The sequence below is a fragment of the Vallitalea pronyensis genome, assembly GCF_018141445.1.
GTDB lineage: Bacteria > Bacillota > Clostridia > Lachnospirales > Vallitaleaceae > Vallitalea > Vallitalea pronyensis.
The window spans coordinates 3,423,874-3,436,414 of record NZ_CP058649.1 but is presented as its reverse complement, the minus strand read 5'-3'; the positions used below and the strand labels follow the sequence as shown (position 1 = coordinate 3,436,414).

The following is a 12,541-nucleotide window of genomic DNA, read 5'->3' as shown; positions in this document are numbered from 1 at the left end:
AATAAGCATCATCTGTATATCTATTTATTATAATATAGGTGCTAGGATATTGCAAAGGAATGGTATGTAAAATTAAGTCACACCTCCTAACATCCTACATAACTTATTAGTAGAAAGGAAAAAGGGAGGATTTTTCCATGATTATTCATGAGGTAAAATCAGGAGATACGCTATGGCAAATTAGCACTAATTATGGTGTACCCATAGGAAAAATAGTCGATATAAACGGCTTAGAATATCCTAATCAATTAGTCATTGGCCAGTCATTAGTGATCCCAACAGAAGGGATTTTCCATACAGTAAAGGCAGGGGAAACCTTGTGGCTTATTGCTAGAGAATATGGTACGACTATTCAAGAGATTGTAGATGCCAATACAATTGCTAATCCTGATAATATTTATCCAGGTCTTAGACTCTATATTCCTGCACGACAGCATCGTGTGCAAACAGGAGAAACCCTGTGGCAAATTGCTGAAAAATATGGTGTATCATTAGAAAATTTATTACAAGTCAATGATATTCAAAACCCAAATCTTATATACCCAGGTACTGTATTAGTTATTCCTAGGAATAATAGACCCGTTATTGAAGTCAATGGATACATTTATATGTTAGGCGATATGGCCATACCCATTGTTAGAGAAGATGGTCCATATTTAACTTATTTAAGCCCATTTGCGTACTTAATTAGGGAAGATGGTACGCTACAGCCTATAAATGATACTCCAGCAATTGAAACAAGCTATGCTGAAGATGTTGTTCCCATGATGTCCATTACCAATTTCACCTCAACTGAAAAAGGTGAAAATCTTGCAAGTGTTATTCTTAATAGCCCAGAGTTACAGGAAACATTATTGACAAACATCCTCAATATTATGAAGGACAAAAATTATTTAGGATTAAACATTGATTTTGAAAATGTACTTCCAGCTGACCGTGAAGGCTATAATCAGTTCCTTCAACTTGCCGTTGATCGCGTACATGAGGAAGGCTATTTTGTTTCAAGTGCATTAGCACCAAAAGTGAGTGCAGATCAACCAGGATTATTGTACGAAGCCCATGACTATGAAGCTCACGGCAAAATTCTTGACTTTGTTGTACTTATGACCTATGAATGGGGATGGCGAAAAGGGCCACCGCAAGCTATTTCACCACTCAATCAAATTAAAAGGGTCCTTGATTATGCCGTGACCGTTATACCAAGAGATAAAATCTTCTTTGGGTTCCAATTGTATGCACGTGATTGGTTACTTCCGCATAAGCAAGGGCAAGAAGCTGAGACCTTTAGTGTCCAGGAAGCCATAGCAAGAGCCGTAAAATATGGTACCGTTATACAATATGATGAAGTCACTGATTCACCATATTTTAACTATACAGATGAGCAAGGCCGACAACATGAAGTTTGGTTTGAAGACGCTAGAAGTGCTCAGGCAAAATTTGATGCAGTTAAAGATTATAATTTAAGAGGAATCAGTTATTGGGCCTTGGGTTATCCATTTCCACAAAATTGGGCTTTATTAAAAGATAATTTTATGATTGAAAAATTGCTACCAAATAATCAGTTATAGTAATAGGAGTAATTGCCACTGGATTTTATTGAAGGTTATGAGCCTTAATGAATAAAATTCAGTGGTTTTATTAATTCATAACTTAAATTACTACTAACTTTTCGTTAAAGTTGTGTTTTGCGCATAGTTTAAATTGCAACTATCTATGGAAAAAAACCGCAAAACAAAAATGATGTCTCCTGTGTTTAGTAGGAGTCTAAGAGACAATAGTTAGTAAATACCACATTCCCCTCAAAATACTTATTGTTGGTATATATAATAACAAATAATAATGAAGTGAATTTTAGGGTATCTCGTAATCCTAAGGCCTAATACGTTGCTCAGGCCAAATAACGTATATAAATATTGGTATGTAACTAGCTTTTACTTCTTTGATTAATTATCTATATGTTTAAAGGTAAATCCTTTATGCTGGTTACATTTCTTGAGCTAATGCAGCTATTCTTCCATCACTAACTGTAATTGTAACTTGTTGTATTACGATAGGTGTAACGGTCACTATATAATCACAGCAACCAGGACATGTAATACAGTCACAATAACTAAAATCAAATGTATTCGTTAACTTATTGATGACTTGATTATCATTAAAATTATCAATTATATCAATTGACCAAACACCTATTGATATGGGTTCTCTATTATTACATATTCTAATCAATTCATATCTTAATTGATTAATGGTTTGGAATAATATGCCACCATCAATTGTTATGATGCTTGAAAATTCAATATTAACTTTAGGCTTACATAAGTTTGTGGTATCTATTGTAACTTGGGCTAATTGAAAGGTTGGCTCACTTAATGACGTAAATGTCCTCATTCCAGTCCCACTACCACATTCAAGTAAACTTTCTTTAGGCTTTTGATTGAAGACGATACTGTCATTTTTTTTATCAAGTGTGCCATATTCATTGTATGAAAAACAACCACATGAAGACTGCGCAATTCCAGTCATTTTAACATTATCTATTATAACTCCTTCATCTAAGAATGCTATACTCTGTTGTATTAGACTTACATTAACAAAATACTCGCAGCAGCTTGAAGGGACATTAGAATCACAGTATATAAAATTGAATGTGGTCATTCTTTGTACATTACTACCAGTTCTTTCAAATGTCCATATCCCAAGAGATAAGGGAGTCTTATCACCACATATTCTAAACAACTCAAATTGCAGTACAGTCTGTGATGCTGTCCCAATTTGAATACTACTTGAATATTCAATTAGAACATTAGCTTTACTTAGACATGTTGTATCCATACTTATGTTAGCAATACTGACTGGTGGTGGAATTGAAGTTCCTAAAAATGCAATTGCATTTCCTTGTCCACAGGCTAAGATTATATTTTTCAAGTTTTTACTTTCATTCTTTAAAGAGCCACATAAGTTTTGAGCTAATACAGCGATCTGTCCATGACTAACTGTGGCTGTATTTTCACCTGTTATTTCAATTGGTGTTACAGCAACAAAATAATCGCAGTAATCTGTAAAATTCGAAGCATCACAGAATACAAAGCCAAAAGATTCTTCCAAAGATTCAGTAAAATTTACATTTGTCTCAAACATCCAAATTCCTAGTGATAAAGGGTCACTACTACCACAAACTCTAAATAATTCGTATTGTAATCTAACGATTCCAGTTCCTATAATTTCGCTCCTAACAAGACTAGAAAACTTAATTAGTACTTTAGGTCGCGTTAAACAAGTTGCATCAATCGTAACATGGGCTATTTGAAATGATGCATCATCTGAGGATGTAAAGGTTCTACTTCCCGTCCCCTCCCCACATTCTAGTAGTATATTTTGGGGGTTTGGGTGCTTCGGTTTGCACTTAGCAAATTCTCTATCTGATTGGCAAGATGCACAGTCTTGATAATCTTTTTTGTTGTCCACTAATTTTAACCTCCTATATCAATATTTATAGCAAAACATAGACATACTCTATTTTCTCATTATATATTATGCAGCATTGTTATTAGTTGTTAGGAAAAATAGGACAACAATTTTCAAGCCCATTTAACAGGCTTTCTAACTGTTGTCCTATTACACCACCTACTATAGTACCGTCACTGTCTCCACATGTGTGGGTTATATCATAGGAATACACAAATTTAAAAAAGAGTTCTACATTAATAAATGCAGAAACTTTTTCTTTGTACCAAAGTGGAACAATTCTAGTTTTCATATAAGGTAGCTATATCATGTATTCTACGCTTTATTTCTGTGCGGACATGTAACGGCTCTAAACACTCGCATTTATTCCCAAAACTGAAAAGAATATTGTAGTAGTAATCATTCTCTATGAAAGGAAAACTAACAATGTAATGCTCATTGTCGTCAGGCGAAAAGTATTCATAAGCGCAAAAATCAAGTACCCTATCCATGATAGATTTATGAATGCGAATTTTGATTTTTGTTTGCATAGTTGCCAAAATATCAGCAAAATCTAACTGTGGTTTTTGATAATCTCGTGGCGTAAAAAATTCCTCTTGTATTTGTAGGTTTGATATGCGAGATATTTTGAATAAGCGAAAATCATTTCTTTTAAGGCAATACCCATGCCAATACCAGTCGCTATTTTTCAATACAAGCTGATATGGCTCAGCTGTTCGTGCAGTTTTGTTTCCATAGCGGTCTGCATAATCAAACGAAAGTAGCTTGCTTTCGTGTAAAGCTATTTTGATAATTTCTAAATATGGTTGTATGTTCCTGTTGCCCATCCACGGACTTAAATCTATGTAAATCTGATTTACTTTTAATTCAATATCGTTTGCTCTGTCGGCTGGGATAAAACTCTTAACTTTTGCAAGGGCGTTTACCAGTTCATCCCCTCGTATCATAGTAGAAAGATTGGAAAGCCCCATCAGGATAGCGGAAAGGTCTGCAGTAGAGAAAAATTTTTTATCAATCTTGTATTTCTGCATGATTTCAAAGCCACCGCCTACTCCCGGTACAGAACAAACAGGAATACCTGCCATGTTGATAGTGTCTATGTCACGGTAGATTGTGCGGGGTGAAACTTCAAACATATCTGCTAACTCCTGTGCGCCTATCCGCTCTTTTTCAAGGAGTATCATAATAATGCTAACAAGCCTGTCAATTTTCATCTGACAACCACCTTTTTTTAAAATTACTTTTAATTATTATAGATTATGGCCATACTGGTGTCAACAATTACATGGTACAATAAAAAAGTAAAATCATTAGTTTAAATGACTTGTTACCTAATCACATCTTTAAAGTACAGAACATTATAGAGGTGGCGAAATACAATGAAAATGGAGGAAATTTATGTTTACAATCTATGTTTACGTTCTTGATAATTTAGCCGATTGGGAGCTGGGGTATGTTATTTCGGAGCTGAATTCTGGTCGATTTTTCAAAAAGGGCCAGCAACCTGTATCACTCAAAACGGTTAGTTATTCTAAAGAGCAAATTAATACAATGGGTGGGATGGCAATAGCACCCAATTGCTTAATTGATGATATTGTTGTGAGTGAAACAAGCATGTTGCTATTACCGGGTGCAGATACATGGAACGACCCAAAGCATGTCGCTATCATTGAAAAAGCAAGCGAATATCTCTCTTTAGGCGCTTCGGTGTGTGCAATCTGTGGAGCTACCGCTGCGCTTGCCAACTTTGGGCTATTGGATAAGCGTCCACATACCAGTAATGGACCGGGATTTCTTGAAATGGTTTCTCCTGGTTATAAAGGGCAAAGTTTTTATATAGACAAACCATCTGTAGCAGATAACAACCTAATTACTGCAAGTTCCACCGGAGCTTTGTTATGGGCTAAACAAATTATTGAGCATTTAGGTGTTTTTCAATCAAACACACTGGAATCTTGGTATGAATATTTTAGTACCGGTGAGCCTCAACATTTCTTTGCCCTCATGCAAACTTTGCTATCTACCAAAGAAAACTAATCCACCTTTGTCATAAACAGAACAGGGACAGTGGCAAGATAGCCATGCGCCAAACAAAATAAAGTAGCCTAACGGAGGTTTTGAAATAACAATTAAAACCTCCGTTTTTTTTTAAAAACAGAGTACTGAGACGTATTAAGTTCGCCACCATAATAATCTAGCATTACTTTAAATAACTGACAAAGTATTTACACTTTACAAGCAATCTTTGATTTAGAAGAATCTGCTTGAGTTTTATTGCAGGTTTGCAATTGACTCAGGCGTACTATTTAATGTTCAGTTCTTTTGAAATGTTATCAGCCCATGTCTCAATACATGTCCAATCCCTATAATCCCCAATGGGTGCATCGACCTTGTTTACAATCCATTTCTCAAATATACTGAGTTTTTCGATATCAATGCATCCTGGGAAGCAAGCCATATCCACCGGACTAATGAAGTTTATTATTTCTTTTATAGAAGAGGACATATGTTTTGCATTCATATCCTCAGGGAGTTCATTTATTTCAGTAGGTCCACTCGAAAAAAACCAAACCCTCTTACCATGTAATTGTTCCTGATTCTTCTTTACAAACTTAACCATGCGTTTATCCCATCTTCCGATATACAAGGCGCTCCCTAGAATCACATCAGAGTAGTCTGATATTTTTTTTACGTTTTCAATGGACGCAATATTAAATATAACACCTTTTTCTTTCAGTAAAGATCGTATTCTTTCAGCAATCTCTCTTGTGGATCCATGCTTAGAAGCATATGCAATAAGCGCTTTTCTATCCATAATCTTCCTCCTAATAATATGTTCGTATTGGCTTACATCAAACTTATAATTTCAAATACTACTTCCTGTTTACTAGATCATGGGAAATACCTGATATGAACGTTGCTATAAGAAATATGAGACCACACCCTAAACTGCTCAGCATAACTAGAGAAACAGTATCCGGATTTGTAATGCCAGGCACATAGCCGAACACTGCGATTTCTAGAGCGAATAATACTAGAAATGAACTTATGATAAGTAGAATCCTCCAAAACTTTGATAGCACTTCTTTTAAGCTATTTCGGAGCACTTTATTCCACCAATTCAAAGGTTTACTTATTCTAGTTGCGAATCCCCAAATTAAAGTAAAGAATACAGCTTGACCTACGCCACCACCGACAAGCAGCAAAATGATAAACAGCAATAGGAAAACATGGGCACTACTCTTCTTGTCCATGAATTTTATTGACCATATGATGATGATGATGCTGATTGATATAGCAGCCAATCCTGTTATAAGAAAGTTAGGAATAATAGTCAAAGCAGGCTCGTTACCATATGCCCAGAATTTATGCGATTCGCCTATGGCATGGATCATCAGGCTTTCAGTTTTGACATTGCCTTGAAGAACTTCAAATAAACCATGGACGATACCGCTCAAACTAAGTATTACGCCGAAAACCGATACTGTAATCCTTATAGCTTTATTGTAATAGTTGTTCTTTTCTCTCTTATTCTTATTTAGTTCTACCAACTGTCTCATTCTCCTTCTTACCTAGTGCCTTTTGCATCATTTTGATTATGGTATCGTCACGCTTGCTCTTATCAAAGAAATCTGTTTCTAAATATTTGCTGTACAAGTCAGGATACATGATTATTTGATGAAATGGTATCATAAGTTGCATGGCAATTATCCTTAACTCCTCCTTATCAGTATTATTGAATATTTCCTTGAGAAGTGGCATGACTAAGTCTAATGAGTTCCTGTAGCCATTTCTCATTTCTGTTTCAACTGCAACTTTAAAAAACTTATTGTACTTAAAGCTCAGATCAGCTGACGACAATAAGAGTCCAATCAGTTGTTGGTATGGTGAATCAACATCACTATATGCATTGCTCATTTGACGAGTAATCAATTCCATCTTGTAGCTGACTGCTTGATTTATCAAGTTGTCTTTTGACTGATAGTAATAATTTATCAGTGCCAGGTTGACTCCGGCCTTCTCTGCTATCTTCCGAGATGTTATTCTTTCGATTAAATCCACTTCATCAATCAATTCTATTACGGCATTAAGTATCTGGTCTTTTACATTTGCTTTTATATCCATCAAGTCACTCCTAAATCAGACATATTTGATTTAAACATGTTTTAAACATTGTTTAATTATAGTTTAGTACAGAATTGTCAACTTGTCAATGTTACTTAACACCTGTCTCATCAATTTTCTGCTATCACACTATTACTATAACCATCATAGTCTTGTACATTGGTACTAGCATAGACGTGACGTCTTCTATTAGCATATTTATTTTTACATATAAAAACAGGGGTGTTTTATGCCCCCTGTTGGCTATATTATATGTTTTTCACTTTGGTTTTATTGGCATATACAAAATCATATCTGTTTCCATTCTAATGCGTGGTTCGTTTATTTTATATTCCTCAAAAAACCAGTAGTCACCAAAACAAAATTCTTTACTTTTAGATACCCAATCAATAAATTCGCCCCAAGAGGCTCCATTATATTTAAATTTTGATTTCATAACAGCATAATATCCACCTTTAAACTCTTCAAGCTTTATATTTGGATCATCTGTTTTAAATTCTCTAGGTATTGATACATGTATTTTATAAAAGAAATCTTTTTCTCCCATTCTTTCATGATTATAATAAGCAAAAAATTTATGTTTGTAACTGTTATTAAAGAGACCTTCAGCATCTGCCCATTTTAAAAAATATTTTCTTGCTTTTTCAGTAGCATCTCTACCCTCTACTTTATAAGAAGCTGTCCACATTGGCTGGATATGTTCATAAGTTTTTGTTATGTCTATGGTATCTTTTTTTATGATTGGCATGTATAAATCTATGCCACCTATATGATTATAGTTCTTATCAAAACCTAAATGTTCTTCAAGCCATTGATATCCACCATATCTATATTTACTGTCTTTTAACCACTCTCCAAAACGTTTCCATGCCCTCATTATTTCGTTACCCAATTCCCCGTTTTTATCCGGTCTTATTCCTATAACTGCATAAAGACCACCATCTAAAACTTTTGATTTTATATTTTCGTCTTTAACAATAAATTCCTCGTCAATGGTTACACATACCTCATATCCATATTCCTCTTGTTGGGGGTTAGATGGACTTGGATTATTAAATCCAAATATCCTAAAATCTTGTTTAGTATTATTAAAATCACTTTTCTTTAACCATTCCTTAATGACCAAAAATGCATTCTCCTCCGGGTTTTTCCCATAATAGCAGTAATATGCTACTTTCATTGGTTTGATCTCTTTTAATACTTTTATATCAGGATACTTTTCAAGTAATGCTTTATCTTGGACTTCAAAATATTTATCCATTATATTCACCCTTTCAAAACTATAATTCTTCTTAGTTTTTTTGAACTCACTTGGTAAAAATCCAGTGATTTTTTTAAAAGCTCTTGAGAAAGCATCTCCACTACTAAAATCATATTTTATAGCAATATCAATAATATTCATATTATTATGCACTAATTCTATGCTTGCAAGACTCACCCTTCTTTGTCTAATATACGCCTTTACTGAATAGCCTATTAGAGCAAAAAACATCCTATAATAATTTGACTTTGACATATATGCTTGGTTTACTACTAGATCTAAATTAATCTTATTCTCAAGGTTATCTTCAATATAATCAATAGATTTTTGAATTCGTTCGTAATAGTTCATAGAAAGTGCACTCCCTTTACATCTTAAGATGAATATATCGTAACATATTTTTTTTATGAACAACCGACTTTTTTTCCAAAACTTCAAAGTTATATTTGAAATTTAACCCCCATCACTTTTTAACTGGCTAATCATAATTTGCAATTTATGATTTAATTATCGCTCAGATTATGGTTTTACCAGTAAAAAAATAATTTAGTACCAATAAGCATTAGGAAATTTATTTCTTTATTCCTTTGTGTAATTTACAAGCTCTTAAAATATAACAAAAAAAGGCAACTGAATACTATTGTAATTTCAGTTGCTCTAACTATTTTAAATACAATTTCCTCAATGACATTGCTCAAATGAAAGTATAAGAACTATAACACTACTTAATAATTGCCTCCTTTTCGCATTGTTCACTATATGCTTCATCCAACAAAAAATCTATAATCTGCTTACTTTTGTTGATTAATCCATGCCCCTTATCTAGAAGCATTTCATAATTTAGGTTTGGAATATTATTTATTGCTCTTTTTAACGTATCTTCTGAATCAAACACTATATCTTTTTTACCCAGAATCAAACATGTTTTCATTGTTAAACTTCTTAATTGCTTATCTTCAAATATTGGAAATTTCTTCATTCGAGGATTAAATCCTTTTGAAATTAGATGATTAAAATAAAGGGCCTCTTGATCAATTTCTTCACCATAACAAATTTTTTCCAAAACTTTTTTTGATCCATATTGTCCCAATAATGCCATAAAGACTAAATAAGGTATATACTTCGTTTTTTGCTTTCCTATTCCTGCAGGACATAATAAAAATAACTTTTCTACTTTACCAGGATTCTTAACTGAGTAATCCACTGCTATCCATCCTCCGAAGGAAATACCACCTAAGCAAAACATTTTTATATTTAATTCAGATATTATGTTATCTAACCACTTTGCTGATTCTGATGTCTCTATATCAAACCTTAATTCCTGACTTTTACCTGGTTCTCCAGGAATATCAATCATATAAACTCTAAAATACTTTACATAATTTTCTATATCGCCTATCCACATAGCTGAATTAGATGCAGAACCATGTATCAATACCAATGGTGGATTATCTTTATTACCGCTTAACAGTATATGTGTATCTCCATATTTTGTATTTATTGTTATCTCTTCATAATTAACAGGCCACCTTTTTAATATTTTATTATAAAAATTAATTATTTCTCTTTTTTTATTTTCTGATTTAAATATACCTTTACTCATTATTTAATAACCTCAATTCATTTCTTGTTTTTTTCACCCATTTAAGTTGGTTCTTATAAGAAGAAAGGATATTTTCTGATATCCGATCCCATAAAACTTTTTCTCGTTTACTTCTTTTCGGTTCCCTGATACCCCTTCTCTGCTTTTCTTCGTACATCATAATATTGGTTTTTATATTATCTTCATATTTTTCAAGCTGTTTATCCAATTCTTCATATGATAATATATCCATCCAAGCAAACTGTATTAAAAAATTATTTTTCATTTCAATAAATTCATTGTCAGAAAGAAGCCATTCTTTAAGATGTTCTTTTCCTTTTTCAGTAATGGAATAAATTTTCTTTGAAGGTGAACCGTCTTGATGCTCAACTATATTTGATACATAACCTTCTTCTAATAATTTAACAAACGCCTTGTATATTTGATTATTATTTCCTGACCAATACATCAAATCCGATTCTTTAATATATTTCTTTATTTCATATCCCGTAAAGTTTTTCCAGGATAACAAGCCTAATATAGCATAGTTAATTGACATTTTATCACCTCATTTAGTATTAACATATGTTAATAGTACCATATGTTAATACTATAATCAACTATTTTTTTCTTTGGACCCTTTATAGCATAAAAAAGCAAACAATAAACATATAAAAACATGTTTTTTGTTTGCTTAAGTTTTTCAAAAACTATTTGACAATCAATACGTCAACCTAATGACATTACTTGCATATTTTCCATGGGTATAAACCGTTGTAATACTGAAATAATAAGACTCTCCTGGTTGTAGATAGTTTCCGAAATCACCATGATGATATTTGTTATGCGTCGTTATGAGGGCTGAAGTCTTACCTCTATTTGAGTAACAAAACATATAACCATTATCAGGATAAATAGGCGTTGCATCATGTTTTGCAATGACGACTTTATAATATTTGAATCCTTCTTTTTTTGCTTCATTCCATTGTAAATTAACGCCTTGATCTGTCACATTGCCTTGGATTTTTGTGGTATAATCTTCATCACCCATTGCGGCTGGCATGGTTAATTGAATGGCATTACCATACGTTTTATTATCTTTATAAACAGCTGTAATACTAAAATAGTAAGTTTCTTCTGGCTCAATACGTCCACCAACATCCCCTTTATTGTATGTATCATATGGGGATACAAAATGACTGGTTCTGTTTATATCACTAATATAAACTAAGTAACCGTTCTCTGGGTATTTGGGATTTGAATCGTGCTTAGATACAACGACCTTATAATACTTAAATCCCTCTTCCTTCACTTTATTCCACTCTAGACGAATACCTGCATCTGTAACCTCCCCCTTAACGTTAGGCGTTAGGTAATCAGAAGGAGATGGTGTTTCCTGATCATCATAGGTAACCTTTTCTTCATCATCAACGTTATCTTCACTCACTAGTCGAGAAAGTAATGATGCCGCTTGAGCTCTTGTTAAATGACCTTGTGGATAAAAGAATTTTTCACTGTTTCCTACCATAATTTTGTGTTGAATAATGGTTGCTACATGCTCTTCTAGATTAGGTGAAATATCGTCTTTATCCTTGTATTCATTTAGAATACCTAAGCTTGAATCGTTTACCTCTAGTTCTAGTGCCTTTACTAGTGCAACCGCCATATCCTCACGTACTGCAACGTGATTTGGCTTAAAATAGTCGCCAGTTGACGTCCTAAAACCTGTTAAATAATGCTTTGCTGTTTCTACATAAGGATACGCCCAATCTTTCGTTGCTACATCTTCAAAAGATGGTTCTTTGGTATTTACCAAGGTTAAATCAAGTGTTAATACCATCATTTTTGCGAATTCTGATCGCGTTACTTCTTTGGAAGGTTTAAAGTTACCATCTGTGTATCCGCCGATAATGCCGCGGTTTACCATTTTCATGATATCTTCATATGCCCAATGTTCTTTTGGTAGGTCCTTAAATTGTAACCCTTGTTTATCCGTTTGATCTTCCTGAGCAACACTATACATCGAGAAAAAAGAGAATGCTAATGTCACCATAACAAGCAAACCTAAACACCTTTTTAGTTTATTCATATATTCCTCCTCTTTT

General features: G+C 33.5%; 12 protein-coding genes. 2 read left to right on the top strand and 10 right to left on the bottom strand.

What is annotated here, in order from left to right:
• Nucleotides 1-137 precede the first annotated feature (137 nt).
• The gene (locus tag HZI73_RS14515; RefSeq protein WP_212694107.1) at nt 138-1,568 is read left to right on the top strand and encodes a LysM peptidoglycan-binding domain-containing protein; all 1,431 of its coding nucleotides are present in this window, start codon (nt 138-140) and stop codon (nt 1,566-1,568) included.
• Nucleotides 1,569-1,983: 415 nt separating this feature from the next.
• On the opposite strand, the gene HZI73_RS14510 is transcribed toward HZI73_RS14515, so the two are convergent.
• From HZI73_RS14510 to HZI73_RS14500, 3 genes are all read right to left on the bottom strand, one after another.
• Nucleotides 1,984-3,468 (bottom strand): DUF4489 domain-containing protein, encoded by a 1,485-nt coding sequence (locus HZI73_RS14510; RefSeq protein ID WP_212694106.1) that lies wholly within the window; start codon nt 3,466-3,468, stop codon nt 1,984-1,986.
• Between the two features lie 82 nt (nt 3,469-3,550).
• Nucleotides 3,551-3,760 carry a hypothetical protein gene (locus tag HZI73_RS14505; RefSeq protein ID WP_212694105.1) on the bottom strand — a complete coding sequence of 70 codons (210 nt, stop codon included), beginning with the start codon at nt 3,758-3,760 and terminating at the stop codon, nt 3,551-3,553.
• Entirely contained in the window at nt 3,750-4,682 is a 933-nt protein-coding gene (locus HZI73_RS14500; protein WP_212694104.1) for a helix-turn-helix transcriptional regulator, read from the bottom strand. Before HZI73_RS14500 ends, HZI73_RS14505 begins: the two co-directional genes overlap by 11 nt.
• Before the next feature lie 184 nt (nt 4,683-4,866).
• Here HZI73_RS14500 and HZI73_RS14495 point away from each other — a divergent pair, with 184 nt between their 5' ends.
• Nucleotides 4,867-5,505, top strand: a complete 639-nt coding sequence (locus HZI73_RS14495) for a type 1 glutamine amidotransferase family protein (RefSeq protein ID WP_212694103.1) — start codon at nt 4,867-4,869, stop codon at nt 5,503-5,505.
• Between the two features lie 265 nt (nt 5,506-5,770).
• Here the strand turns inward: HZI73_RS14495 and HZI73_RS14490 are convergent, their stop codons facing one another.
• From HZI73_RS14490 to HZI73_RS14460, 7 genes are all read right to left on the bottom strand, one after another.
• Nucleotides 5,771-6,283: a flavodoxin domain-containing protein gene (locus HZI73_RS14490; RefSeq protein ID WP_212694102.1), complete on the bottom strand. Its 513-nt coding sequence runs from the start codon at nt 6,281-6,283 to the stop codon at nt 5,771-5,773.
• 58 nt (nt 6,284-6,341) lie between these two features.
• Entirely contained in the window at nt 6,342-7,019 is a 678-nt protein-coding gene (locus tag HZI73_RS14485) for a hypothetical protein (RefSeq protein WP_212694101.1), read from the bottom strand.
• Nucleotides 7,003-7,593: a TetR/AcrR family transcriptional regulator gene (locus HZI73_RS14480; RefSeq protein ID WP_212694100.1), complete on the bottom strand. Its 591-nt coding sequence runs from the start codon at nt 7,591-7,593 to the stop codon at nt 7,003-7,005. Before HZI73_RS14480 ends, HZI73_RS14485 begins: the two co-directional genes overlap by 17 nt.
• A 259-nt stretch (nt 7,594-7,852) precedes the next feature.
• On the bottom strand, nt 7,853-9,205 hold the full coding sequence (locus HZI73_RS14475) for an AraC family transcriptional regulator (RefSeq protein ID WP_212694099.1): 1,353 nt from the start codon (nt 9,203-9,205) through the stop codon (nt 7,853-7,855).
• 370 nt (nt 9,206-9,575) lie between these two features.
• The gene (locus HZI73_RS14470) at nt 9,576-10,457 is read right to left on the bottom strand and encodes an alpha/beta fold hydrolase (protein ID WP_212694098.1); all 882 of its coding nucleotides are present in this window, start codon (nt 10,455-10,457) and stop codon (nt 9,576-9,578) included.
• Nucleotides 10,450-10,995, bottom strand: coding sequence for a PadR family transcriptional regulator (locus HZI73_RS14465; RefSeq protein ID WP_212694097.1), 546 nt, complete (start codon nt 10,993-10,995; stop codon nt 10,450-10,452). The genes HZI73_RS14470 and HZI73_RS14465 overlap by 8 nt, the downstream gene beginning before the upstream one ends.
• 162 nt (nt 10,996-11,157) lie before the next feature.
• On the bottom strand, nt 11,158-12,525 hold the full coding sequence (locus HZI73_RS14460; protein WP_212694096.1) for an S-layer homology domain-containing protein: 1,368 nt from the start codon (nt 12,523-12,525) through the stop codon (nt 11,158-11,160).
• Nucleotides 12,526-12,541: the final 16 nt, after the last annotated feature.